We start from the raw sequence: 25,634 nt of genomic DNA on the forward strand, positions 1-25,634 counted from the left end.
TACCGGGCCGCTGCCGCTTGGTGGCGGAGCCGGGCCGTGGAACGTCACGGCCCGGCTCACGGGCGCGCCGGTTCAGCGGGCGCCGAGGAGGTGTTCGAGGGCGAGCTGGTCCAGGTGCTCGAACGCCATGCCGCGACCGGCGGCGGCATCGACGTCGAACTCATCGAAGGCGGACCGGTCGGCCAGCAGCCCGGCCAGGCCGTCCTCGGCGGTGGGCAGGGCGAGTTCGGGCAGTCGGGAGGCGGCGAGCGCGGCCTGGACCTCCGGATCGGCCCGGAAAGCGCGGGAACGCTCCGCCAGCAGCAGGTAGTTGCGCATGCAGGCGGCCGCCGAGGCCCAGACGCCGGCGGAGTCCTCGGTACGCGGCGGCTTGAAGTCGAAGTGGCGGGGGCCGTCGTAGCCGGCCGACTCCAGCAGGTCGACCAGCCAGAAGGCCTGGCGCAGGTCGCCCGCGCCGAAGCGCAGGTCCTGGTCGTACTTGATGCCGGACTGGCCGTTGAGGTCGATGTGGAACAGCTTGCCGTGCCACAGGGCCTGGGCGATGCCGTGCGGGAAGTTCAGCCCGGCCATCTGCTCGTGGCCGACCTCCGGGTTGAGGCCGACCCGCTCGGGCCGGTCCAACTCGTTGATGAACGCCAGGGCGTGGCCGATGGTGGGCAGCAGGATGTCGCCGCGCGGCTCGTTGGGCTTGGGTTCGATCGCGAAGCGCAGGTCGTAGCCCTGGTTCTCGACGTACTCGCCCAGCAGGTCGAAGGCCTCCTTCAGCCGGTCGAGGGCGGTGCGCACGTCCTTGGCCGCGCCCGACTCCGCGCCCTCTCGGCCGCCCCAGGCGACGTAGACAGAGGCGCCGAGTTCCACGGCCAGGTCGATGTTGCGGATCGTCTTGCGCAGCGCGTACCGGCGTACGTCCCGGTCGTTGGCGGTGAAGGCGCCGTCCTTGAACACCGGGTGCGTGAAGAGGTTGGTGGTGGCCATCGGCACCTTCAGCCCGGCCGTGTCGAGTGCGGTGCGGAAGCGCTTGACGGCCTGCTCGCGTGCGGTCTCCCCGGCGGCGAAGGGGATCAGGTCGTCGTCGTGGAAGGTGACGCCGTAGGCGCCGAGTTCGGCCAGCCGCTGCACGGTCTCGACCGGGTCGAGGGCGGGTCGGGTGGCGTCGCCGAAGGGGTCCCGGCCCTGCCAGCCGACGGTCCACAGGCCGAAGGTGAACCTGTGCGCGGGAGTGGGGACGAGCGGGTCGCTGGTCATGAGGCGCTCCGGATCAGGGCCGAGGGCTATTTGTAATGACGAAAAACAAATTAGTATGCCGAGACGCCAGACGGAACCCCACCGGAGGAACGCATGTCTGCACAGCGTGTCGTGATCGGTGTCGACAGCTCGACCCAGTCCACCAAGGCCCTCGCCGTCGACCTGGAAACCGGCGCCGTCCTGGGCGAGGGCCGCGCCGCGCACGCCGTCAGCGCGGGCGCCGGACGCGAGAGCGACCCCGAACAGTGGTGGCGGGCGCTCGGCGAGGCCACGGCCCGCACCGGCTGGGCCGATCGCGCAGCCGCCTGCTCGATCGCCGGCCAGCAGCACGGCCTGGTCACCCTCGACACGGCCGGCAGGCCGGTGCGCCCGGCGCTGCTGTGGAACGACGTCCGCTCCGCCCCGCAGGCCGCCGAACTCGCAGCCGCGTTCGGCAGGGCAGAGCTCGCCCGCCGCACCGGAAGCGTCCCGACGGCCGCCTTCACGGCCGCCAAGTGGGCCTGGCTGCACGCGAACGAGCGTGCAGCCGCCGACCGCGTCGCGGCCGTCCGGCTTCCCCACGACTTTCTGACGGAGCGGCTGACCGGCGAGGCGGTGACGGACCGCGGTGACGCGTCGGGAACCGGCTGGTGGGGTCCGGACGGCTACGACAAGGACGTCCTCGGCCGGATCGGCCTCGACCCCGGGCTGCTGCCACAGGTCCTGCCGCCCGGCGCCCGGGCGGGCGCGGTCCGAGCCGGGATGCCACTGCGCGAGGGCGCGCTGGTGGCCACCGGGACCGGTGACAACATGGCCGCCGCCCTCGGGCTGGGCCTCGCCCCCGGACGCCCGGTGCTGAGCCTCGGTACCTCCGGCACCGTCTACGCCGTCGGACGGACCCGGCCCGCCGACCCGAGCGGAACCGTCGCCGGCTTCGCCGATGCCCTCGGCGGCTGGCTGCCGCTCGCCTGCACGCTCAACTGCACCCTCGCCGTCGACCGCTTCGCCGCCCTCGTCGGCCGCGACCGCGAGGACGTCGAGGGAGGCGGCACGGTGGTGGTCCTTCCCCATCTGGACGGCGAGCGCACTCCGGACCTCCCGGATGCCTCCGGCCTGGTCCACGGCCTGCGCCACGACACCACGCCGGGACAGCTGCTCCAGGCCGCCTACGACGGCGCCGTCCAGGCCCTGCTCGCGGCCCTGGACGACGTGCTGCGCGCCGGAGGCGAGAACCCCGGCCCCGACGAACCACTGCTGCTGATCGGCGGCGGAGCCCGCGGCAGCGCCTGGCAGCGGACCGTCCTGCGGCTGTCCGGCCGAGCGGTTCAGGTGCCCGCGGCCCGAGAACTGGTCGCACTCGGAGCCGCCGCCCAGGCCGCCGCACTGCTCACCGGCGAGCCCGCCGACGCTGTCGCCCGGCGCTGGCGGACCGCCGAGGGCCAGGTGCTGGAACCCGTGACCCGTGACGACGACACGCTCGAACGGATCAGCAGTACGCTGCGGCGGGCGCGGGCGTTGCAGGAGGTCCCGCCGGGAGAGCGATAGGAGAGTCGGCCCAATGACCGGGATAGGCCGGGCGAGCGGGGGAGTGGAGGCCGCTCCCGCCTCGCAGCAGGGCATGCGTCGGCAGAACCTCGCGGTGGTGATCGGCGCGGTCGCCGCGCACGGCCCGCTCTCCCGGGCGGACGTCGCCGGGCACACGGGCCTGACCAGGCCGGCCGTCTCCTCCATGGTCGACGAGCTCATCGGTCGCGGAGCGCTGACCGAGACGGAGACCGCGCCCAGCGGACGGGTCGGCCGCCCGGGACGGGCCCTGGCCCTGAACGATCGGGGTCCCGCGGGCCTCGGCCTGGAGATCGGCGTCACCCATCTCGCCGCGTGCGTCGTGGACCTGCGCGGTGAACCCCGGGTGTGGCGTCGGGTGGAGCGGGCCAACGCGGGCCGGCCGGCCGGGCAGGTGCTGGCGGAGGCCGCCGCGCTGGGCGCCGAGGCGGAGGCGGAGGCCGCCGCCCTCGGCCTGCGCGTCGAGGGCCGCGTCCTGGCCGTGCCGGGAGTGGTGCCGAACGAGCCGCGCGGGCTCGTCGCCAACGCGCCCAACCTCGGCTGGCAGGCAGTGCGCCCCGCCGACCACTGGCCCGACCCCGACACCGTGCCCGAGCCGGAGAACGAGGCCAACCTCGGGGCGCTGGCCGAGCAGTGGCACCAGGGCCACCCCGCCGAGACCTTCGTACACGTCTCCGCCGAGGCCGGAATCGGTGCCGCACTGGTCATCGGCGGGCAGCTGTTCCGGGGCGCCCGCGGCTTCGCGGGCGAACTCGGCCACCTGCCCGTCCACCCGGAGGGCGCCCGCTGCGCCTGCGGGGCGCGCGGCTGCCTGGAGCAGTACGCGGGCGAGGCGGCCGTGCTGCGCGAGGCCGGGCTGGGATGCGTCGGCGACCCGGTGGCCCTGCTGGCCGAGCGCGCGGGCGCCGGGGACGCGTCGACCCTGCGCGCCCTGGACCGCGCAGGACGCGCCCTGGGCCTCGCCCTCGCCTCGGCGGTGAACCTGATCGACCCGGACGGCCTCGTTCTGGGCGGCGCCTACGCCGAACTCGCCGACTGGCTCCTCCCGCCGCTACGCGCCGAACTGGCCGCCCGGGTCACCGTCCGGCCCTGGACCCCGGAGGCGGTACGACCCTCCGCCCTGGGGCGGCGCGGACCGGTGCTGGGCGCAGCATGGTCGACCGTCCGGCAGATCATCGCCGATCCCACCCGGCTGCCCGCCCGCTAGTGCAGATCGTGCCGGTACCGCACCGTCTCCGTCACCCCTGACGCACAGGGCAGGGCCGTCGTCGTCCGCAGCGCCGCCGCCGCGGGCAGCTCCGGCTACCTCACCACGTACCGCTGGGACAGCGACGGTGACAGCCTGCGCCTGCGGGTGCATGCCGACCCCGTCGGCCACTGGCCGGCGCGAGGCGACGACTTCCACGACACCATGGTGGACCCTGCACTCCCGCCGGAGGAATACCAGGAGCTGGTCCGCCGGGACAGGTCCTGGTCACTGGCCCGCATCGGACTCGACTGGGAGATTTCCGCCGACTGGACCCAGGCGGAGTGGTTCGGCACGGGCGAGGCCTACCCCGACTCGCGTCGGGCAGTTCGCGTCGGACGTTTCCGCGCGACCGTGGACGAGCTGCAGACGCCCTACGTGCGCCCCCAGGAGAACGGCAACCGTGCGGACACCCGCTGGGCCACCTTCACCGACGGAGCCGGGAACGGACTGCGCGTCGTGGGCGAAGAGCCGTTCCATTTCGCCGCGCGCCGATGGACCGACCGACAGCTCGACGCCGCACGGCACCACAGCGATCTCGTCCCGGGCCCGGTGATCCACCTCCACACCGACCATGCCGTCCAGGGCCTCGGCAGCGCCGCTGTGGGACCCGGTGTCCTGCCTCAGTACCGGCTCGAACTCGCCCCGGCGGACGTCACGTTCATCCTGACTCCCCTCCAGCGGACTGAGACCGCCTCACCTACCCCTGACCAGCCGGCGAAGGCATCATGCGTGGACGCAGGACCATGAGCGAGTCCTCCAGGGTCGCCGCCATGGCAAAGGGGAACCGGTCGAGCTCAAGACAGAGTGCAACGTCATCAGCATGGACTCCTTGGCGTACCCCGTTCGCCAGTTCGGCGGCGGCGCGCGACTCGGCAGCGCGGCGAAGGAACCCAGCAGCATCCGTTGCCGCCTCGGTGGCCCTCCGGGCAATGTATTGGGCACACGCCAGATCTTCATCGGCCCGACCCTCTTCGCCGGTGACCACGAACGTGACACTGTCGCTCCCGCGCGTCCGCAAGAGCCGAGCCGTTGCCTCCGCCACCACGAAGCCGGCGCACAGCACCAGCGACGCCTCCTTGACCGCAAGGGCGCCGACCGTCCCCGCCGTGGTCTTCTGCACAACCGTCCGTCCGCCAAGGGCGACAGACCGCAGCAGGCCCGGCGAGTTGACCAAGTCGAAGCCGGGGGCGGGCGGCCCGTCCTTGAGCGCCACCCAATCCGGGTGGCGGGCCTTGAGCGTCAGAGCGTCGTCCAGCGACTCGGCAAGAACGATCTTTTCCGCCCCCTGGGCAAAGGCCCAGGCGGCCACGGTGAAAGCACGCATGACGTCGACCACGACCGCCACGGACGGCGCCTCGACCAGCTCGGCGATGCCAACGAAACGAGTGTCCATGCCGGTCATCATTGCGCAGTCCCGAACCCGAGGCACCGAGATAGGGGGTCACCGGGCCAGTTGGGCGCGCGCCCCCCGTGTCACGGCAACGAGCGTGTGAGCCATACCACTTCACCGTTCTCGTTCGTGGAAACGTGATCCCGCTCGAACCCGAGCTTCTCAAGGACACGCAACGACGGTGTGTTCCACGCGCCGACGGTCGACCAGAGCCGTTTCCGCCCGGTCGCCATCGCGGCATCGAGCACCGCGCGAGCCGCCTCGGTGGCGTAGCCGCGCCCGTGCGCGCGCTGGAACAACTCATACGCGATCTCGGGCTCCTCTAGGGTGGAGCGGCCGATGATCAACCCGCAATAGCCGATGAAGTCGCCTTCCTCGCGGCGCTGGATCGGCAGCAGGGCGATCCCCGTTGTCGCCGTTGTGGTGAGCAGCTTCGCGATCTCCGCCCGTATGTGTTCAACCGTGGGCGTTCCCTTGCCGCGTTCGGCGAGGAGGGCGCTGAACTCAACGGCGTCCGATTCGGCCCACGGCCGAAGTATCAGCCGCTCGGTCTCCAGGTGGAACGACATCGTCTCGTAGGTAGACATGCCCCTACTCTGCCTCACGGACCACGAACTACAGCCCGAGCACCAGGCGCTGGGCGGATTGGCAGCCGGACGGGCGGGGGGAGAAGGCGGGACCGGGACCCGGCCAGCTCCTGGTGAGCTGGGGCTGCAACGGCGCGCGGAGCCAGAGCTGGGACCTCTGAACGCCGGCCCGGCCCGGCACCTCGGGTGCCGGAGGGATCCGCGCAGCCCCGGGAACTGCCGTCCCCGTTCCGATCGGACCGGCCTGGACAGGGTCGCCGCCCGCATCTGCGACAGCGCGCACCCCCGGATCACGAGAGCCCAGTGGGCGCAGTACTTCACGGCGGTCGACTTCAACCCACCGTGCCGTGCCACATGACTCCCTCGCCACCTCGCAATATCGCTCAACGGAGTTGCTGTCAACGGATTGTGACGAATCCTCACTCGGTGTACTTTCGGTGGAGTCGCGGACACGAGCAGTCCGGGGGAACGATGAAGATCGGCCTTGTTCTGCCACTCTCCGAATACCCGTCCGGCCAGCCCTCGTACGCGCAGATCAGATCGCTGGCCCTCCAGGCAGAGGACTCGGGCTTCGACTCGCTGTGGGTCTTCGACCATCTGCTGTTCCGCGGCGACGACGGGACGAGCGAAGGCATCTGGGAGTCCTGGACCGTACTGGCGGCGCTCGCCGAGGCGACCGAGCGGGTCGAACTCGGCTCGCTCGTGACGTGCACGGCGTTCCGCAACCCGGCCGTACTGGCCAAGATGGCCGTGACCCTCGACGAGGTCAGCCGGGGCCGTCTCATCCTCGGCCTGGGCAGCGGCTGGCATGTGCCGGAGTTCGAAGCCTTCGGCGTCCCCTTCGACCACCGTGTGGACCGGTTCGAGGAGGCGCTGCAGATCATCGTTCCACTCCTGCGGACCGGTCGCGCGGATTTCACCGGCCGTCACCACTGGGTGCGCAGCGGCGAGTTGCGCCCCAGGGGTCCTCGGCCCGGCGGTCCGCCCGTCCTGGTGGCCGCGCACCGGCCCCGGATGATGGCGCTGGCGGCACGGTACGCGGACCTGTGGAACTCCTGCTGGTTCGGCTCTCCGTCGGGCGCCGTGGAGGTCCTCTCCAGGGTGAGGGAGAGCTGCCTGAGGGAAGGGCGCGATCCGGCGACGCTGGGCGTCACGCTCGGCGTCAACGTGAGCGTCGAGGGGGAGGACGGCCGCGGCGGGGAAGCCCCTCCGGGCGCCGACGTCCTGACCGGATCACCGCGAGAGGTGGCCCGGGGTCTGCGCCGGTACGAGGCACTGGGCGTCTCCCACCTCGTCCTCAACCTCAACCCGCATCACGGGGAAGCCCAAAGCCGCCTCCGCGCCGCGCTGCGGCGGTACCGAGCCGGGGCCCGGCCGACCACAGAAAAGGTGAACCAATGACGTGGACCGTCGACGAATCACGGGTGCGGCCCTTCCTGTCGGCCGCCGAACGGCGCGATGTCACCGGGATGCTCACGGGAGTCCCGCAGCGGGGCCGGACCTTCTCCGAGCCCGAGGAGGCGGAGGCGGAGGCGGCTGTCGTCGTGGCTTCGCACGAGGCGCGCAAGAGGTGGAAGGACGGCAAGGACCACAAGGACCTCAAGGACGGCAAGGACACCAAGGAGACCAAGGACTACAAGGATTCCAAGGACGGCAAGGACGGCAAGGACACCAAGGACTACAAGGACACCAAAGACACCAAGGACAGCAAGGACGGAAAGGACGGAAAGGAGGCCAAGGACTACAAGGACTACAAGGACTCGAAGGACACCAAGGACACCAAAGACGGAAAGGACGGGAAGGAAACCAAGGACTTCAAGGACGGCAAGGACAGCAAGGACGGAAAGGACGGCTTCGACGGGGCCATGGCCCCACCCGGGCCGACCGCCTTCGTACGGCGGCCGCCCGAGCCCCCCGGCTCGGACCATGGCTCCGACCGTGCCTCGCCCGGGCCCGCATCGGACAACGGCCCCGGCGCCTCCGGCATGTCCCACGCGGTCGAGGCCCTGGCGGAACACCTGACAGAAGAGCAGGAGACCGCAGCGGAGCTGCGGTCCTCGCGGATCAACCGACTGCTGAGGAGGCGCGGTGTCGTCATCTGATGTGCCCCACGCCGGCTTCTCCGGGTTGGTCGTCGTCGCCGACCCCGAAGACCCCGTGGCGACCGAGGTACGCGATTTCGTGGTGGAGAGCGGACACGAGGCCGCGGTCCTCGACGTGTTCGACGCCGCGCAGATGTTCACCGTCACCGTCGACGACGGCGCCGCGCCCGTCGTCGAGCCCGTGCTGCCGATGATGCTACGGCTGCCCGCCCCGCCCCTGCTCAGGATCAGTTTCGACGCCGAGTTCCAGCTGAACGAGTGCCTGGCGCAGCTGTGGGCCGCCGCCGCCCTGACCGCGGCACCCGTGATCAACCGTCCGGCGCCGGGCGGCCTCGGCACCGGTGTCTCCGCGTCCGGAGTCCTCACCGAGCTGCGGGCCGGGCTGCCCGTAGGCTCGGTGGAGGTGTTCTCCTCCCGGCCCCCCGAGCCAGAGGGACCGGCGGAGGCGGCGGGGGAGGCCGGGGCGGGGGAGGGCACCCAGTGGTGGGTGCAGGACCTGGCCTCGTGGACGACACGGCCGTGGCCGGAGCGGCCGGCCGGATCCGGCCCCTACCGCGCGAGGTGGTCGGACCCCGATCCCCTCTTCGAGAACGTGGTGGTCCTCGGCGACCACGCATGGCCCTGCAGCGCCGTCGAACTCGACGGGCTCCGCCTCGAGGAGCGCAGCACCGGGATCGTCGCGCGGCTCGGCCTCGAACTGGCCTCCGTGGTCTGGCGGATATCCCCGGACCTCCACTGCGCGAAGCCGGTCGTGGTCGAGCCGTTCCCCGACGTCGAGCAGCTGCGCATGGTCTGGCTCGGGCTCGGCCCGCAACTCCTGAAGGTGCTCTTCCCGTGATCTACACCATTGGACTCGCCTCCGAGAGCACCATCGCGCACTTCACCGCCGCCGCCGCGGCCCGCGATGTCCACGTCGAGGCCGTCGACCTCCGGGAGGTGGCGCGCCAGGACGACTGGCGGCTGGCCATCGGCGGGGACCGCCCGGCGCGGCTCGGCGACCACACCCTCGACCCCGAGGGGTCGTACTACTGCCGGATCAACGACCTGTCGGCCCTGCAGGAGGACCGGGAACAGGCGCTGCGCTGGCGCTGGCTCACCACGGCCCTCACGGCCTGGCTGGACCACATCCCGGGCCTGGTCGTCAACCGCCCCTCGATCCGCTCCGACAACGGGTCCAAGCCGCTCCACGAATGGTCGCTGACCCGTGCCGGATTCAAGGTGCCCCCCAGCATCACGAGCTCCTCGCCGCAGCGGCTGCGGGCCTTCGCCGGGGCCGGGCCGACCCTCGTCAAGGCGGTGTCGGGGGTACGGGCCACCAGCCGGCTCCTCCTCCCGGGCGAACTGGCCGACTTCGACCCCTGGCAGGGACCGGTGCACCTGCAACGCTACGTCGAAGGCCGGGACGTTCGAGCCCATGTCGTCCACGACCGGGTGCACGCCGAGGAGATCGTCTCCGGCGCGGTGGACTACCGGACCGACCCCGACGCGGTGTTCACCCCGTGTGAGCTGCCCGGACCGATCGCCGCGCAGGTGGTCCGCCACACCGCCTTCCTGGGCATGGCCTTCGCGGGCTGGGACTTCAAGGTCGCCGACGACGGCACGCACTGGTGCCTGGAGGTCAATCCGATGCCGGCGTACGACTGGTACGACCGGCGGCTCGGCGGTGACATCACCGCATCGCTTCTCGCCCTGCTGCAGGGGAGGCACTCGTGATCGACCGGCTGACCGTGCTCACCGAGGCCGACAGCGCCGCGCTCCGCGACGCCGTGCACGGCCTGCGCGAGCACTGGATCCCGCGCGGCCCGGAACCCGCCGCCTTCTTCACCCTGGGCACGCCCAGCTACCTCGACCTCGCCGAGAACCCGGAGGCCGGCGAGTACCAGAAGCGGGCCGATGCCTCGAGGCCGCTCCTGTGGGAGTCCTTCGGCCGGCTGTACACGCGGCTCGCGGACGTCCTGGCACGTCACCTCGGCGCACCGGTCCACTATCCCGAGCACCTCGCCATGCCGGGCTTTCACGTATGGCTGGCCGCCGCCGTGTTCACCAAGCCCAAGGCGCCCGTGCACTTCGACATGCAGTACCGGTCCTTCACCTGGCCCCCCGGGACCGACCTGACCCGTCTGCTGTCCTTCACCCTGCCCCTCAGGCTGCCCGCGGCCGGCGGCGGCCTGAACATCTGGGACGCGAGCTACGAGGAGTTCCGCCGGGCCTCGGAGAAGGGCTGGATCGAGGGTGCCTCCGACCTCAAACGCTTCCACACCAAGCAGTACGTCCCCTACACACCCGGCCAGATGGTGATCCACTCCGGCCACACCCTGCACCAGGTCGCGCCCAGCACCCGCGTCGAACCCGACGACGAGCGGCTCACCCTCCAGGGACACGGGGTGTGGTGCGAGGGACGCTGGCTGCTGTACTGGTGACCGGCACCCCGGCTCAAATCCCGTCGGCTACCGGCCTTCACCGTGACGGGCCCGGCATGCCAATCGGCGTGCCGGGCCGGGCTCGGTGACGACGTGGCGCGTCAGCTGACGATGAGTGTCCCCTTCATCTGTGGGTGGAGGGAGCAGAGGAACGGGTAACTGCCCGGCTTGGACGGTGCGGTGAAGGTGCCGGACTCGCCGCCTTCGATCGTGCCGGTGTCGAAGGCATCCCCCTCGGTGGCGGTCAGGGTGTGCGGAGCCGAGTCATCGTTCACCACGGTGACGGTGGCGCCGGCGCGTACCTTGACCTCCGCAGGGACGAAGTTGAAGCCTCGGATGTGAACCTCTGTGCCTTCGACCGTGATGGCAGACGCGCTGGCAGGTGGGGACAGGGGCGCGGCGCTGGTGCTGGTGACGCCGACGATGGTGAGCAAGGCGCAGGCGGCGCCGACCGCTGCTCCCCGAGTACGGTGACGAATGCGGCGGGAACGGGTGAGCGACATGGCCACCCCTCTCACGGATATGTGCTGGTTTTGGCCGGCCCTGACGGTCTCGCCTTCATGACCTGTGCCCGGCCGGTTCACGTCCGCCTGCCGTGGGCGAGGCGGCTCATGCGCCGCTGGTAGTCGGCCGTATCGATCCTGCTGTGGACCAGCAGGCCGACGCACCACAGCCGCGCGATGCCTTACAGCCTGGTGTCGAGAATCAGTGCAGTGCGCCCATGCGTGCTGCCGTTCGGATCTGAGTCTCTTCCCCCAGTGTCCCAGGCCGCCGCCGCCGGGGCACTTCGTGGCGAGGTACCAGGAGCGGCGGCTCCGGTCCCCGCATGCCCGATGAGGGAAGGGAGCGGGCGGCCAGCCGCACACCGGGCGTGCTCTCGACCAGGTCCGAAGCCCGTCGGCCGCCCAAGGTCAACCCGTCTTGGGCAAGATCGCTGCATCGAGGTAATGCGGCGGCTCATCAGGGGTGTCCGGACCCGTCCGCCGATACTGTTTCACCTGATCTAGACGGGTTCCCGGATATTCACCCTCTCTATTCCTCTTTTCCGGTGATGTGTATAAACGCCGATCACCGCCCTTACGAAGGAGAGCTCCCCGATGACCATCGACACCAGCCCGGAAGCGCAGCTGGAGCCGCCCCAGCAGTCCAGCCTGAGCACCGCAGCCGCCCGCAACCTTGCCAGCACGACCAAGTCCGCCCCGCAGATGCAGGAGATCACCTCCCGGTGGCTGCTGCGGATGCTCCCCTGGGTGGAGACGAAGGGCGGCACCTACCGGGTGAACCGCCGGCTCAGCTACACCGTCGGCGACGGACGCATCGAGTTCATCCAGGACGGCGGCGACGTCCGGGTGATCCCGCGCGAGCTCAGCGAACTGGCCATGCTGCGTGGCTTCGAGGACGAGGAAGTACTGACCGCGATCGCCGACCGGTGCGTCCAGCGTGATTTCCGGGCCGGCGAGGTACTGGTCGAGCGCGGCAACCCCGCCGAGCAGATCCACCTCATCGCCCACGGCCGGATCAGCCAGACCTCCGTCGGCAAGTACGGCGACGCGGTCGCCGTCGCCGTACTCGCCGACGGCGACCGGTTCGGCGAGAACGCCCTGCTGGACGCCGACGCCAGCTGGGACTACACCGCCACCGCCGATACCCCCGGCACCCTGCTCACCCTGTCCCGGGCGGACTTCGCCGCCGTGCTGTCCGCGGCCCCAGGCCTCCAGGCCCACATCCGCGAGTTCAGCTCGCTTCCCCACCAGCGGCAGAACAAGCACGGCGAAGCCGAGATCGCGATGTCGGCCGGCCACACCGGCGAGGCCGAACTCCCCGGCGCCTTCGTCGACTACGAGCTCAAGCCCCGCGAGTACGAGCTCTCCATCGCGCAGACGGTGCTGCGGATCCACACGAGGGTCGCCGACCTCTACAACGGGCCGCACAACCAGACCGAGGAGCAGCTCAGGCTCACCATCGAGGCGCTCCGCGAGCGCCAGGAGCACGAGCTGGTCAACAACCGGGAGTTCGGTCTGCTCCACAACGCCGATTTCAAGCAGCGGATCCAGACCCACTCCGGCCCGCCCACCCCGGACGACCTCGACGAGCTGCTCTGCCGCCGCCGTGGCACCAAGTTCTTCTTCGCCAACCCCCGGACGATCGCGGCGATCGGGCGGGAGTTCAACGCCCGCGGGCTCTACCCGGACCACGTCGACGTCGGCGGGCAGCAGGTCCCGGCCTGGCGCGGCGTCCCGATCCTGCCCTGCAACAAGATCCCCATCAGCAAAGAGAACACCAGCTCGATCCTCGCCATGCGAACCGGCGAGGACAACCAGGGCGTCATCGGCCTGCACCAGACGGGTCTGCCGGAGGAGTACGAGCCCGGCCTGTCGGTGCGTTTCATGGGCATCGACGAACGGTCGATCATCTCCTACCTCGTCTCCACCTACTATTCCGCCGCCATCCTGGTGCCCGACGCGCTCGGCGTGCTGGAGAACGTGCAGATCGCGCGCAGGCGCGACTAGCGGCCCGCCCGAGCCGCGACAGCCAAGACAGCCACGACAGCCCGGACCTTCCCGGGCCGGACGAGCACGCCCGGGATCCGGGACAGTCCACCCCACCTCACCAAGGAGCCACGGATGCCCGATCCTGGGCTTTCCCCTCTGCAGTCGAGCCTGCCCGCCGCCGCGGCCCGCTTCGGGGCCCCCGTCCTCGCCAACGCCCAGGCCTCCGGCCTCGAAGCCGCAGTCGGAGCCCGGCCTGTCCTGCCTGCCGGCCGCGCCCTGCCGTCCGGCCCCGCCCTGCCCTTCGTTCCCGTCCCAGCCGCGGGGGCCGTGCCCGTAGACGTGCCGGTACCCGGCGTCGGTCCGGGTGGCGACCTGGTGGCCCAGCACGTACGGGAGGGGGCTGCAGTGGTGAAGCGACAGAGCCCTGTGCTGGAACGGATCCTGCGCGGCCCCAGTGGTCTGGGCACGGCGAGCCTGCACCCGGCCCGGCGCGAGGAACCTCCGGCACCCGTGGAGCCCGAGGCTCCGGCGGGCACTCCGATCCCGGGTCTCTACTACCACCCGGTGCCGGAGCCCGACCCGGCGCGGGTGGAGGAGGTCAGCCGCAGGATCAAGGCCTGGGCGCTGGACGAGGTCGAGTTGTACCCGGAGGACTGGGAGGACGAGTTCGACGGCTTCTTGGTGGGGCGCTACATGGTCGCCTGCCATCCGGACGCTCCCACCATCGAGCACCTGATGCTCGCCACCCGCCTGATGGTCGCCGAGAACGCGGTCGACGACTGCTACTGCGAGGACCACGGCGGCTCACCGATTGGCCTCGGCGGACGCCTGCTGCTCGCACACACCGCCCTCGACCCCCTCCACACGACGAACGAGTACCAGCCGGAGTGGGCGCAGTCGCTCCACTCGGACGCGCCCCGGCGTGCCTACCGGTCCGCCATGGAGTACTTCCTCCAGGAGGCCGGCCCCTCCCAGGCCGACCGGTTCCGGCACGACATGGCCCGTCTGCACATGGGGTACCTCGCCGAGGCGGCCTGGGCCCAGACGGAGTACGTGCCCGAGGTGTGGGAGTACCTGGCGATGCGGCAGTTCAACAACTTCCGTCCCTGCCCCACCATCACCGACACCGTCGGCGGATACGAACTGCCGGCGGACCTGCACGCCCAGCCCGCCATGCAGCGGGTCATCGCGCTCGCCGGCAACGCCACCACCATCGTCAACGACCTCTACTCGTATACCAAGGAACTCGCCAGCCCCGGCCGACACCTGAACCTGCCCGTAGTGCTCGCCGAACGCGAGGGCCTCTCCGACCGCGAGGCCTACCTGAAGGCGGTCGAGGTCCACAACGACCTCATGCACGAATTCGAAGCCGCAGCCGCCGCCCTGGCCGCCGCCTGCCCCGTCCCGAGCGTGCTGCGCTTCCTGCGGGGAGTGGCCGTATGGGTCGACGGAAACCACTACTGGCACCAGACCAACACCTATCGCTACAGCCTGCCCAACTTCTGGTAAGGATGGATTTATCCGTGACTGGCACCGAACTCACCACCACCAACGGCACCTCTGCCGACACCTCCCTGTTCATCCCCACCCCGGCAACGCCCTACCAGGGGGACATCGCCCGCTACTGGAACAACGAGGCCAGGCCCGTCAACCTGCGTCTCGGCGACATCGACGGCCTTTACCACCACCACTACGGCATCGGCGACGTCGACCACGCCGCGCTCGGCGACACCGAGGACAGCGCATACGAGAAGAAGCTGATCGCCGAGCTCCACCGCCTGGAGTCAGCGCAGGCCGAACTCCTCCTGGACCACCTCGGCCCCATCGATCGCGACGACACGCTCGTGGACGCCGGCTGTGGCCGCGGCGGCTCGATGGTCATGGCCCACCAGCGCTTCGGATGCAAGGTCGAAGGCGTCACCCTGTCGGCCAAGCAGGCCGACTTCGCCAACCAGCGGGCCCGCGAACTGGGCATCGAGGACCACGTCCACGCCCGCGTCTGCAACATGCTCAGCACGCCCTTCGAGACCGGGCAGGCCGCGGCCTCGTGGAACAACGAGTCGAGCATGTACGTCGACCTGCACGACCTCTTCGCCGAGCACTCCCGCATCCTCGCGGTCGGCGGCCGCTACCTGACCATCACCGGCTGCTGGAACCCGCGTTACGGCCAGCCCTCGAAGTGGGTCTCCCAGATCAACGCGCACTTCGAGTGCAACATCCACTCCCGCCGGGAGTACATGCGCGCGATGGCCGACAACCGTCTCGTCCCGCAGGCCGTCATCGACCTGACTCCCGCGACCCTGCCCTACTGGGAGCTGCGGGCCACGTCCCGCCTGGTCACCGGCATCGAAGAGGCGTTCATCAACTCGTACAAGGACGGCTCCTTCCAGTACCTCCTGATTGCGGCCGACCGCATCTGACCGACCGCCCACCGCAAGGGCCGGAGGCGTCACCAGACGAACCCGGCCCACTCGGCTTCCGGCTTGATCGGCTCGGCGCCCGCGGCGGCGTGAAGTGGGTCACAGCCTCGGGGTGGTGTGCGAGTCATCACTCAAGCGATAGCAAATAGGACAAGCAACCCAAGTTACCTATATCGCGCATTCAATTTTATTTGCCGTCATATACCTCTTGATGCTGTGTCAGTCGCAAACGTGCGGGGCATAATCGGCCGCGGTCGTCTCCCGGAAGCGGTGGAGCCATCGGGGCACCGACTCACCCCCCTCGGCGGAATTCCGCACCGGACCGATCCTCAAGGCGTTGTAGATGTCCCTGGCCAGCCGCACCCGCCTCGCGACCCTGCTCGTCTCGCTCACCGTCGGCGTCGCCGGCGTGACGACCTGGGCCTACGGATACGGCGGCGCGCAGGAGCCGAAGGCCCTCGAGGCGGCCCCGCGCCCGAGTGTGACCGAAGGCACGGTCCTCCAGGTCGTCGCGCATCCCGACGACGACCTCTTCTTCATGAACCCCGACCTGAGCCGCTCCATATCGGCGGGCGTCAAGGTCGCCACCGTCTACCTGACCTCCGGCGAGTCCGACGGCAGGAACGAGGCCCACAGCCCCCACCTGGAGGATCCCGCGGGCCCCGCCGACCGCGCCGCCTACGCGGAGGCCCGGCAGAACGGCATACGGGCCGCCTACGCGCAGATGGCCACCGGCGAGCGCACCAGCGCCTGGCAGCGCACCTCCATACCCACGGCCGGCGGGGGGAGCGCCGAGGTCGACGTCCTCGTCGCCAGGCCCGAGGTGAACCTCGTGTGGATGCAGCTGCGCGAGGCCCGCAGCATCTCCGACGACAACCCGGACAGCCTCCGCGGCCTGTGGGACGGCAGGGTTCCCGCCCTCGGCGCCCAGCTGACCTCCGGGACCCCCGTCAAGACCTCGTTCTCGTACACCAAGGAACAGGCCGTGGAGGCCATCGCGGACATCTTCGCGATGTACCGGCCGACCACGATACGGACGCAGGACCCGACGCCCGGCCGCTCGCACGGCGGCGCCTTCCTCGACCACCAGGACCACGTGTACGGCGCCCGCTTCGTGCAGGCCGCGGCCGATCGCTACGCGCAGTCCACGGACCGGCCGCACTTCGCGATCCAGAACTACGTGAGCTACCCCAACAGCTCCCTGCCCCCGACGCTCGACCCGCAGACGGCCGAGGAGAAGCTCGGCTACCTCAAGACCTACGCCTGGACGGACCACCAGGACTGGTGCGGCAGCCCCGCCGGCTGCGGCGACCGCAAGACCGCGACCCGGCCCACCGGTGCCGGATGGAACCAGACCATCCGCTACAGCCGGGGCGAGGGCACCTCCTGGATGGCCGAGGGCGCCTCCGGCCGGCTGTGGGCCTTCGCCGTTCTGGACGGCCGTATGGCGCACTGGTCGCGCAGCGGCCCCAAGGCCCCCTGGCAGGGACCTCGGTTCCTCCCCGGTGACGGCTTCGACTCGGGCGCGGCGGCGGCCCGGCTCCCCGACGGCAGGATCGCGGTCTTCGGCACCCGCACCCGGCTCGGCCCCACACCCCAGGAGTACGGCCGTGACCTCGTGTACGCGGTCCAGGCCGCGCCCGACGGCGCGTTCGGCCCGTGGAAGTCGCTGGGCACTCCGGACATAGACGACATACCCGGCACCTCGGCGATCAGTGCACCGTCCGTCGCCGTGGACGGTACGGGCCGGATGACCGTGTACGTACGCGATTCCCGGCGCACCCTGCGGGCCCGCCCACAGGCCACCGCGGACGGCGCGTTCGGCGCGTGGCAGGCCCTGGGCGGAACCGGTCTGCAGGGCGACCCGGTCACCGCGACCGACGGGGCGGGGCGGCGCCACGTGTACGCGGCCACGGCCCAGACCGTGCTGGCCTGGGTTCAGCCGACCCCGGACGACCCGTTCGGCGGCCCCTTCGCGACCGGGCTGCCGGCAACCACCGGTCCGCTCTCGGCGAGCCCGCAGGGCGACGGCGTCCGCCTGTACTTCCGGCGCCCCGGCACGGGCACCGTCGGGACGACCCTGGTCGGCGCGGGAGGGCCCGCGCCGACCTTCTCCCCGGTCACCGAGGCGGGCGGCGAGGGCGGCTACGGCGCCGTCGGCGTCGCGGGCCACCTGCTCGCGGGCCGCGCGGGCGCGGGCACGATCGGTGTGTCGGGCCCGGACGGCGCGCCGTCCTGGTACGAGTCGCAGGTGCTCTACACGGGCGCGCCGGCGGCCGTGGCCGAGCCGGACGGCTCGGCCGTCGCCGCAGCCCTCGGCCTGGACGCCGGTCTGCACGTCACGACGGCTCCCTCGGCCGGATTCGAGCCGTTCGGCAGCGGCCCGCCCTCCTCCCCGTGGCACCGGGCGGTCCAGCCCGCGACGATCGCGCAGGCCGGGCGGGTGGGCTCCGGGTGGCAGCGCTGACCGGCCCGGGCGACGATGGCGGCCGGACCACGTGGGGTGGCCGGGGCCGGCTCCTGTCCATCCGACCACCGGCGATCGGAGCTGCCATGACCTCTTGCTCCACCGTGCGCGGGCGCACGGGACGGGGGGCGGTCCGCGCGGTGGCCTGTGTCGCCGCGCTGGTGGCCCTCGCCGCCGGATGCAGGAACGATTCTGCGCCGGCCTGGGGGTACCCGGAGCTCGGGGCGACCGTGGGATCGCTGTCCCGGGCCCTGGAAGAAGGCTGCGCCGGAAGGGCCCCCGAGCGCTGTGCCGAAGACCTCGACCAGCTCGACGCTCTGGCGGAGCGCGCCTTCGCAGAGGTCCTCGAGCACCGGCTCCTCGACGACGGGTACGTCGCGGCCAGGAACCAGGTGGACCGGGCCAGGGAGATACGCCTGGCCGCCGCCGAAGAGGCCCGCTCCCGCCGTGATCCGTACTACCTCCCGCTCGGGCGGGCGGTGGCGGCCGAACAGCTCGCCTACCGACACCTCCTGGCCGCGCTGGAGAAGGTCCGCACCGCGCCGCCCCCGGGTGACGGGGCGCAGCCCGTCTGACACCCGTACTCCTGCCCGGTTCCGCGGCGCCCGGTTACGGCCGCAGGGGCGGGGTGGGGAGCGCCGTGCCGTCGAGCGCCACGAGGGCCAGGACGGCGATCGAGCCCGTCCACCCGAGGGGGGCGACCGAGGCGGGCCTGCCTTCCTTGTCCGTCTTCTCCGGCAGCTCGCCGAGCGGGTTCCGCTTGGAGAAGACCCAGTCCAGGACCGGTCCGGCCTTCTCCGGCCTCCCCATGGCGGCCCATGCGAGCGCGAAGAACGCCGTACTCGGAGTCCAGGCGTATCCGCCCCAGGGCGCTGCGGGGTCGTTTCCGGGGGTCAGCCCCCCGTTGGGCAGCAGCAGCGCCCCGTACGTCGAGTCCAGCGCGCCGGACAGGTCGGCGGGGGCCGCGTTGAAGGGGGGCGCCATGAACGCCACCGCGCTGTCGCGCCCGTGCCGTCCGTCGACGGTGCGCTGGTACGCCAGGGGAAAGAACTTCGCGGAGATCCCGGAGGAGAGCCGCTGTGCGGCCCGGGCCCAGCGCGCCGCGTCGTCCGGCCGGTTCGCCTCCCGCGCGAGGTCCGCGGAGGCGTTGAGCCCGGCGAGCAGGGGCGCGGCGGTACCGATGTTCGTGGTGTTCGTCATCAGCTCCCAGTAGTCGGGGGAGGCAGGTGGCAGTCCGTCCTTCCGCAGGGAGGCCGCCGCGTGGTCGGCCGCCTTGCGGATCATCGGGTAGAGGGTCAGCAGCCGGGCGTGGCGGGTGGCCGGAGGGGCCGTCCGGTACCACTGCCAGGTGGCCCAGGGGACCCATCCGTTGGCGTCGAGCTGCCACCGCCTGCCGTCGGGCGGGCCGGATCCGTCGAGCTTCGTCCGAGCCTCCCAGGTGCCGTCCTTGCGCTGGGTCGCGGCGCTGTAGCGCAGGATCCGGTAGGCCTCGGCGTCATGGCCGGTGTGTGCGAACGCGGCGGAGACGAAGCTGGAGTCGCGCGGCCAGGAGTACTGCCAGCCGGGACTCCATCCCGCCGCCACGGCGCCGTTCGGCCGGAGCAGGGCGCGCAGGGACAGCAGGGCCCGCTCGGCCGCCGCGCGGTGCTCGGGCGACCGGCCCGGGACCCGGCCGGAGGCCAGCCAGGCGCGGCTCTGTGCGATCTGCTGCCGTGCCGGCGGATGGCCGGGCGGGACCACGGCCGGCGCCGTCCGGGCGGCGGGGAGGTACATCCACCGGCCGGACGCCAGCCGCAGGACGTTGCTCCCCTCGACGTACCGTGCGCCTCGGGCGACGGACCCCGGAACGCCGTGGACGGCGGTCGTGTTGGACAGGAGGCCGACGGTGGGGGCGATGACGGTGCGTGCGACGACGGTGCGTGCGACGGCGGGCGCGAGGGCGGGCGCTACGGCAGCGGGCGCGACGAACACCGCCGGAGGCACGTACCGGCGCTCGGCCTGGCCACGGCCCGGCTGGCCCGTGGCGCACACGGGAACGACGACGCTCGCCAAGGCCGCCGAGACCACCGCCCAACGGCTGAGCAGGACACGCGGCATCGCCACTCCCTCCACCGGTCCCGCCTACGCCCGGACCCGTCTGGATACCCATCCTGGAAGAGCCGTGCGGAGGCTGCCAGGGAACACCCGCCGGCCGGGTGAGCGCGGGTCCCGAGCGGGCTCGCGCCCGCGTAACCGTCCTGGCGCACCCGGGATGCCGGTGGCGGCGAGCCGTGCACATCATGGGTGTTCGCGGGCCGTGCGGTCACCGCAGCCGGCGGGACGCATCGGCCGCCCCTCCGGCCGGGCCCGCTGCGAAGGGGTGGTGAATGAGCACGGCTGCGATCGAGGGCGAGGACGTCGGGACCCCTGCCGCCGAAGTGGGCCGGGGAACCGGCCGCCACCCCTTCCTGCGCAGGCTCCTCCCGACGGCGGCGGCGACGCTCGTCGCGGCGGCCGGAGCCCTCATCGCCGTCGGATGCTTCCTCGGTCTTTACGTACGGCCCACGTCCGACGACTGGTGTGCCGCGTGGAAAGCCCGTGACCTGGGCGTCCTCGGCATCACGTCCGACTTCTACATGACCCAGAACGGCAGGATCGCCAACGCCTTCCTGAGCGGTGTCGTCTACGGCGACGGACTGGCCGGGACCAAGATCCTGCCGATGGCCATCGCCGTCTCCTTCACCGCGGGACTGGTCCTGCTGGGACGTGACTTCATACGGTTGCTCGGCGGCCGGCCCCGTGTGCTGGTCCTGACCGCCTGCGCCCTGGTCGTCCAGGCGCCGATCTACTTCGCGGGCACCCGCAGCTATCAGGTCCTGCTGTGGGCTCCTGCCACGATCTCCCACACGGTGCCGAGCGTCATCGGCCTGTGGGCACTCCTGCTGGCCATCCGGACCGCGCGCCATCCCCGTCCCGCCGCACGCCGGGCCGGCTTCGCCTCGGCATTCCTCACCGCTGTCGCGCTGGGCACCCTGAGCGAGCCGTTCGCGCTGGTCAGCGGGCTGCTCGCCGTCGGGGTCGGGCTGCTCTGCCTGCCCCGGCTCGGCCTCGCGCGCAACTGGTATCCCTCCACCTGGTGCCTGCTCTGGTGTTCCGGCCTGCTCTGCGGCCTCGTCGTGCTCTACACCTCCCCGGGTGCCCGATGGCGCCGGGCGCAGCAGTCGGACGAGGAGTCGCCGCTCTCCGCGGGCGAACTCGGGGGCACCTTCGCGGACTGGCTGCACGTGTGGGACTCCGTGACCGGCCAGTGGGCCTACCTCGGAGCCGCCGCCGTCGGCATCCTCCTGGGCCTGGCGTGCGGGCTCCGCGCGCCAGCACCCGGGAAGCGGGAGCCGCGGCGGACCGTCCCGCGCCCGGTGCTGACCGCCGTGCTGCTGCTTCCGGTGCCCGTGGTGCTGGTGGGGTCGTTCGCCGTCGTGGTGGGCCTGCGCAGTGGCTACGGCCCGGACGGGTGGACGTACGCCCGCACCTGGACGAGCTTTCTCGTACCGATGGAGCTGGCGCTCTGCGGGTACGGCGCACTGCTGGGAGTGTGGGGCGGCCGCCGGCTCGCGCGCCGCCGTACCGCCGACGCGGTCCTGGTGGCCGGCGCCGCGGTGGCGTGGTGCCTGGCGCTGGCCTCGGTGGCCGCGCTCGTCCCCAACGTCCAGCAGCTCACGACGACCACGGTCGCCCGTTCCGTGGCCTGGGACGCCCAGAACTCCCGCATCCGGACCGAGACCGCGCGGGGCGCCACGGACGTGGGCTACCGGCCCCTGTACATCGGCGCTCTCGCCGAGCCCTTCTTCACAGGGACCTACGAGCGGGACTGGGTCGCCGCGTGCGTGTCGAAGTGGTACGGCGTCAGCCGGATCCACCGCCGCTGACCGTCCGGGCAAACTGAATTGCCTGCGGCACCGGCTTCTACAGCCGCGAGCTCAAGCGCCGCGCTGCGTCCCGCATTTTCGGGTTGGACATCTCCAGCGTGGTGATCGAAGCGGCCAACGCCCGTGAGAAGGCCGAGCCCCTGGGCTTTGCATACGAAGTCGCGGCCACGGCCACCCTGCGGACCTTCGATCAGCCCCTGCGACGTCGCCGTGGCCGTGCAGGCGTTCAACTACGCGACCGACGTCGCGGAGATCGAGCAGATGATGCACAACATCCGGAACAGCCGCGTTGCCGACGGTGAGTTCTTCCTGTTCGTGTAGAACCGGGGCTTTGACTTCGGCGGACCATCGTTGGCCAACGAGATCGGCCGGGGGACGTCTCGGATGCCGGCGTGGAGGAATTCGGCGAGGAGTACTGGTCGGACTACGCCGCGAACCGGCCGCTGATCATGATCTGCTGCACCGCCTGCTGGCGTGCGCCGGTACCGGTACCCGTCAGCCCTGCCTGCTTCAGGCGGGTTGCAGGGGCGTGCATCGAGAGCCATATGCACCAGCTGGGCGGATGAGGTCTGTTGGCACCCCAGGGGGCGCCCTTTCCTCTGGCGAGAAGGCCATCGATGCGGCAAATAGGCGAACTATCCACCGGGCACGCCGAGTCGGATTCTCCTTCCCGGAAATGATTTCCATAACTTTGCGGATCTTTTGCAGAACCGAGACACCCGAGCCCGTGTCCGAACGTGAATTGTGCGCGGTACCGGTGAAAACTTGTCGGCCGTCGCATCTCACGAACTACTGCAATGAGGGGAGGACTTAGTCAATTATCCGACCGACCGGTCACTCGCTGCATCCGAACGCGGAGGTATTTTCGATGTCTGTTTCAAGGACCGGCTCCAGTAAGGCTCGACAGGCTCAACGCCCTATTCGCCGCGCCGCTAGATTCCGCCTCCCGCGCGTCTTCCTGCTCCTCTTCCTCCTGACGCTGGGCGCGTTGGCCGGCCCGGTGCCGTCCGCCGAGGCGGCCGCACCGTACGGCATCCGGGCGCTGGCCGTGGCCGCGTCCAAGGAGGGCGCCCCCTATGCCCGCGGTGCTACAGGACCCAAGCGGTTCGACTGTTCCGGCCTGACGCTCTACTCCTTCCGGAAAGCCGGCAGACGGCTGCCCCGTACGGCCGAGCAGCAGTACGAGCACACCTCACGCATTTCCCGGCGACATCGCACGCCCGGCGATCTGGTGTTCTTTCCCAAAGGTTCGACCATGGGACACGTAGGCATCTACGCAGGCAATGACAAGATCTGGCACGCCCCCCGCCCCGGCGCCCACGTGCGGCTGGAACGGATCTGGAGCGGGAGCGTCCGCTATGGGCGTGCCTCGTGACCTCGTGACCTCGTGACCTCGTGACCTCGTGACCTCGTGACCTCGTGACCTCGTGACCTCGTGGGCGACGCGGCGGCGTTCCCGCGCCGGCTGTCGTCGAGGAGGGGGTGGAGGGCCTCACTGTTCGGCGGCGTGTGCCTTGATGAGGAGGAGGGCGATGTCGTCGTGGCGGGGTGCGGATGCTCTGGCGTATGCGACGAGGGCGTCAGCGACGTCGTCCATCGTGGGGCCTTCCAACTGTGCGAGCCGGCGGGCCAGGGCGGCTGTGGTGTCGTCGATGTCGGTGCCGGGTGTTTCGACGAGGCCGTCGGTGTACAGGGCCAGGATGCTGCCGGGGGGCAGGGCGATCTCGGTGGTCGGATAGCTGGCGCCGGGGTCGATTCCGAGCAGCAGGCCAGGAGTCACATGAAGGACTTCGGTTCGTCCGTCGGGATGGCGGAGGATCGGCGGGGGGTGTCCGGCGGTGGCGAGACGCGCGCGGTGCTGTGCGAGGTCTATGTGGGCGATCAGGCAGCTGGTGAAAAGACCCGGATCGAGGTCGACCAGAAGGCCGTTGGTACGGGCGAGCACCTCGCCGGGTGGCGTGCCGATCGTGGCGTGGGCGTGGACGGCGGTGCGGACCTGCCCCATGAGGGCGGCCGCGGTGATGCTGTGGCCCTGGACGTCGCCGATCGCGACGGTGACCGTGGTGTCGTCGCGGCGGATGAGGTCGTAGAAGTCTCCGCCGATGTCCATGCCGCGGCCCGCGGGCAGGTAGCGGGCGGCCACGTCGAGGCCCTCGACGCGGGGGAGGGAGTGCGGTAGCAGGACCGATTGCAGGGTGTGGGCGAGCTCGTGCTTGGTGTCGTAGAGGCGGGCGCGGTCCAGTGCCTGGGCGACAAGGCCCGCCAGTGAGGTCAGTACGGCGCGTTCGGCCGGGGCGAAGGAGTGCGGCTGGCCGTAGGCGAGGACGAGGGAGCCGACGACACGGTCGGAAGCGATCAGAGGCAGAAAGGCCCAGGAGGCCATGTCGTCCAGATGGACGGCTGCGGGGTACTCGCGCTTCAGCTCGGCGAAGGTGGCGAAGAAGCTGGGCACACCGGTGCTCAGGACCCGTGCCGTCGGCGTGTGGGCGGTCAGCGGCTCGGCATCGAAGCGGTCCATCAGCTCGGCGGTGTATCCGCGGTAGCCGATGATGCGGAGCCTGCCGTCTTCCGCTGTCAGCAGGACCATGGCTTGGGGACCGAAGGCGGGCACGATCTGGTCCGCGACGAGATCGACGACCTCCCGTACCCCGACGGCTTCGGTCAGGGCGGCGGCCAAGTGCATCAGATGGTAGAGGGACGTCACGCTGGCCAGCTCCGCTGAGGGCAGCGGGTGCCGTCGTACGTCTGGCCCCCCGGGGGGTGAGGCGGGGGTGATGTGGACGCTGATACCAGAAGCGTCGGGGTAGAGCTGGAACGACAGCCACGTGTCCGGTGGACGCAGGGCGGTGAAGGACGTGGGCTGGCGGCTGACCACCGCCGCACGGTAATGATCTTCGAATACGGGCTCGCGCATCCACAGCAGCACCTCCCAGGGCCGGGCACCCCGAAGGACCGCGGCACCGGCGCCGACGAGGTCGCTGCCGGCGGAGTTGATGAACGTGATGCGACCGTCGAGGTCCATGGCACAGCAGCCCACCGGCAGGCGCTCGGCGAAGCTGACCACGGCCAGTGCCTCGTCCCGTTCGGGGACACGGGACGTGGGCGGGGGCAGCACACGCGGCGTGTCCACCGGCAGCGAGAGACGCCCGCTGCCTGCAGCCTGCTGCAGCACCACCCAGGCCGTACTGCAGAAGGCGTCAATCGCCGCGCGTTCGGCCGGGCTCGGTTCCGGCGGGCGAAAGACGGGCCAGAGCAGTACGAGGCCGCCCCATGCGGTGGTGCCGTGCTTGATCGGGGCGGCGGCGAGCATGAAGTCATAGGGCAGGACGAGCCCGAGCCGGGGGTAGCGCCGCGCGACCTCCTCCCGACCGCCCAACCACACCAGGCGCTCGTCGCGTATGGCGTCCGCAACCGGGATCGGTGCGCCGAGGTCGATCCGCGCCCACGGAGCAGTGATGTGTCCTGGAACTCCTGAGACCACGGCCAGGTGCAGAACGCGCTCACCTGCAGGAAGCAGATAGACCAGAGCCACGGAAGCCCCTGTGGCCTGGACCAATTCGGCTACGGCGCCGTCGAGCTGCTCCAGGCCCGGTTCTGCGGCGGAGGCTGCCGGCTGCATGCCCTCAGAGCCCGTCGGCCGTGCTGGGCGCGGACCGTGCGCGCCCGAGGCGGCTGCGGGCCGCCCCGGCGCCCATGCCAGGGCAGGAACGGAGCCCCCGGCCCCGGCGATACCGGTGGCCGGCCGCCCCCGAACGCTCCGGCATCCGGGCGCCGCCCCAGTCACACCGGCCGTCACCCATATGGCGACCATATGC

20 protein-coding genes and 2 pseudogenes are annotated in these 25,634 nt (G+C 71.2%); 16 read left to right on the top strand and 6 right to left on the bottom strand.

The window, feature by feature from the left end; translation table 11 throughout:
* Window positions 1–72 precede the first annotated feature (72 nt).
* Complete coding sequence (gene xylA / locus ACIPUC_RS13285) at window positions 73–1,245, bottom strand: xylose isomerase (RefSeq protein WP_446589283.1); 1,173 nt, start codon at window positions 1,243–1,245, stop codon at window positions 73–75.
* 93 nt (window positions 1,246–1,338) lie between these two features.
* Here xylA and xylB point away from each other — a divergent pair, with 93 nt between their 5' ends.
* The 3 genes and pseudogenes from xylB to ACIPUC_RS13300 all read left to right on the top strand — a co-directional run.
* Window positions 1,339–2,769: a xylulokinase gene (xylB, locus tag ACIPUC_RS13290; RefSeq protein WP_446589285.1), complete on the top strand. Its 1,431-nt coding sequence runs from the start codon at window positions 1,339–1,341 to the stop codon at window positions 2,767–2,769.
* 13 nt (window positions 2,770–2,782) lie between these two features.
* A complete protein-coding gene (locus ACIPUC_RS13295) occupies window positions 2,783–3,994 on the top strand; it encodes an ROK family protein (RefSeq protein ID WP_446589287.1) in 1,212 nt (403 codons plus the stop codon).
* Window positions 3,995–4,063: 69 nt separating this feature from the next.
* A pseudogene (locus ACIPUC_RS13300) lies at window positions 4,064–4,783 on the top strand (beta-galactosidase small subunit); the annotation flags it as partial.
* Here the strand turns inward: ACIPUC_RS13300 and ACIPUC_RS13305 are convergent.
* Entirely contained in the window at window positions 4,734–5,429 is a 696-nt protein-coding gene (locus ACIPUC_RS13305) for a 2-phosphosulfolactate phosphatase (RefSeq protein WP_446589288.1), read from the bottom strand. The pseudogene ACIPUC_RS13300 and the gene ACIPUC_RS13305 sit on opposite strands and share 50 nt — an antisense overlap.
* An 80-nt stretch (window positions 5,430–5,509) precedes the next feature.
* Window positions 5,510–6,013: a GNAT family N-acetyltransferase gene (locus tag ACIPUC_RS13310; RefSeq protein ID WP_446589289.1), complete on the bottom strand. Its 504-nt coding sequence runs from the start codon at window positions 6,011–6,013 to the stop codon at window positions 5,510–5,512.
* A gap of 471 nt (window positions 6,014–6,484) precedes the next feature.
* Here ACIPUC_RS13310 and ACIPUC_RS13315 point away from each other — a divergent pair, with 471 nt between their 5' ends.
* From ACIPUC_RS13315 to ACIPUC_RS13335, 5 genes are read left to right on the top strand one after another with little or no spacing between them, the layout of a single operon-like run.
* Window positions 6,485–7,414 carry an LLM class flavin-dependent oxidoreductase gene (locus tag ACIPUC_RS13315; RefSeq protein ID WP_446589290.1) on the top strand — a complete coding sequence of 310 codons (930 nt, stop codon included), beginning with the start codon at window positions 6,485–6,487 and terminating at the stop codon, window positions 7,412–7,414.
* A complete protein-coding gene (locus tag ACIPUC_RS13320) occupies window positions 7,411–8,115 on the top strand; it encodes a hypothetical protein (RefSeq protein WP_446589291.1) in 705 nt (234 codons plus the stop codon). The genes ACIPUC_RS13315 and ACIPUC_RS13320 overlap by 4 nt, the downstream gene beginning before the upstream one ends.
* Window positions 8,102–8,953: a hypothetical protein gene (locus ACIPUC_RS13325; protein WP_446589292.1), complete on the top strand. Its 852-nt coding sequence runs from the start codon at window positions 8,102–8,104 to the stop codon at window positions 8,951–8,953. Before ACIPUC_RS13320 ends, ACIPUC_RS13325 begins: the two co-directional genes overlap by 14 nt.
* Complete coding sequence (locus tag ACIPUC_RS13330; protein WP_446589294.1) at window positions 8,950–9,828, top strand: ATP-grasp domain-containing protein; 879 nt, start codon at window positions 8,950–8,952, stop codon at window positions 9,826–9,828. Before ACIPUC_RS13325 ends, ACIPUC_RS13330 begins: the two co-directional genes overlap by 4 nt.
* Window positions 9,825–10,535: a hypothetical protein gene (locus tag ACIPUC_RS13335; protein WP_446589296.1), complete on the top strand. Its 711-nt coding sequence runs from the start codon at window positions 9,825–9,827 to the stop codon at window positions 10,533–10,535. The genes ACIPUC_RS13330 and ACIPUC_RS13335 overlap by 4 nt, the downstream gene beginning before the upstream one ends.
* A 101-nt stretch (window positions 10,536–10,636) precedes the next feature.
* On the opposite strand, the gene ACIPUC_RS13340 is transcribed toward ACIPUC_RS13335, so the two are convergent.
* Window positions 10,637–11,038: a cupredoxin domain-containing protein gene (locus ACIPUC_RS13340; RefSeq protein ID WP_446589297.1), complete on the bottom strand. Its 402-nt coding sequence runs from the start codon at window positions 11,036–11,038 to the stop codon at window positions 10,637–10,639.
* A 594-nt stretch (window positions 11,039–11,632) separates the two neighbouring features.
* On the opposite strand from ACIPUC_RS13340, the gene ACIPUC_RS13345 reads away from it, so the two are divergent.
* From ACIPUC_RS13345 to ACIPUC_RS13365, 5 genes are all read left to right on the top strand, one after another.
* The gene (locus ACIPUC_RS13345; protein ID WP_446589299.1) at window positions 11,633–13,045 is read left to right on the top strand and encodes a family 2B encapsulin nanocompartment shell protein; all 1,413 of its coding nucleotides are present in this window, start codon (window positions 11,633–11,635) and stop codon (window positions 13,043–13,045) included.
* Between the two features lie 114 nt (window positions 13,046–13,159).
* Entirely contained in the window at window positions 13,160–14,536 is a 1,377-nt protein-coding gene (locus ACIPUC_RS13350; RefSeq protein ID WP_446589300.1) for a family 2 encapsulin nanocompartment cargo protein terpene cyclase, read from the top strand.
* A gap of 14 nt (window positions 14,537–14,550) precedes the next feature.
* Complete coding sequence (locus ACIPUC_RS13355) at window positions 14,551–15,447, top strand: geranyl diphosphate 2-C-methyltransferase (RefSeq protein WP_446589302.1); 897 nt, start codon at window positions 14,551–14,553, stop codon at window positions 15,445–15,447.
* Window positions 15,448–15,790: 343 nt separating this feature from the next.
* On the top strand, window positions 15,791–17,914 hold the full coding sequence (locus ACIPUC_RS13360) for a PIG-L family deacetylase (protein ID WP_446589303.1): 2,124 nt from the start codon (window positions 15,791–15,793) through the stop codon (window positions 17,912–17,914).
* 86 nt (window positions 17,915–18,000) lie between these two features.
* Window positions 18,001–18,489 carry a hypothetical protein gene (locus tag ACIPUC_RS13365; protein WP_446589304.1) on the top strand — a complete coding sequence of 163 codons (489 nt, stop codon included), beginning with the start codon at window positions 18,001–18,003 and terminating at the stop codon, window positions 18,487–18,489.
* Window positions 18,490–18,523: 34 nt separating this feature from the next.
* On the opposite strand, the gene ACIPUC_RS13370 is transcribed toward ACIPUC_RS13365, so the two are convergent.
* Entirely contained in the window at window positions 18,524–20,011 is a 1,488-nt protein-coding gene (locus ACIPUC_RS13370; RefSeq protein ID WP_446589306.1) for a hypothetical protein, read from the bottom strand.
* Window positions 20,012–20,280: 269 nt separating this feature from the next.
* Between ACIPUC_RS13370 and ACIPUC_RS13375 the strand changes: the two genes are divergently transcribed.
* The 3 genes and pseudogenes from ACIPUC_RS13375 to ACIPUC_RS13385 all read left to right on the top strand — a co-directional run bounded on the left by ACIPUC_RS13375 (window position 20,281) and on the right by ACIPUC_RS13385 (window position 23,194).
* Window positions 20,281–21,819, top strand: coding sequence for a hypothetical protein (locus ACIPUC_RS13375; protein ID WP_446589307.1), 1,539 nt, complete (start codon window positions 20,281–20,283; stop codon window positions 21,817–21,819).
* Window positions 21,820–21,836: 17 nt separating this feature from the next.
* Window positions 21,837–21,992 (top strand): annotated as a pseudogene (locus tag ACIPUC_RS13380) (class I SAM-dependent methyltransferase); the annotation flags it as partial.
* Window positions 21,993–22,687: 695 nt separating this feature from the next.
* A complete protein-coding gene (locus ACIPUC_RS13385; protein WP_446589308.1) occupies window positions 22,688–23,194 on the top strand; it encodes a C40 family peptidase in 507 nt (168 codons plus the stop codon).
* Between the two features lie 117 nt (window positions 23,195–23,311).
* Here ACIPUC_RS13385 and ACIPUC_RS13390 read toward each other — a convergent pair whose 3' ends face one another.
* A complete protein-coding gene (locus tag ACIPUC_RS13390; protein ID WP_446589309.1) occupies window positions 23,312–25,438 on the bottom strand; it encodes a SpoIIE family protein phosphatase in 2,127 nt (708 codons plus the stop codon).
* Between the last annotated feature and the right edge of the window lie 196 nt (window positions 25,439–25,634).

This window comes from Streptomyces sp. LARHCF249 (assembly GCF_052871255.1).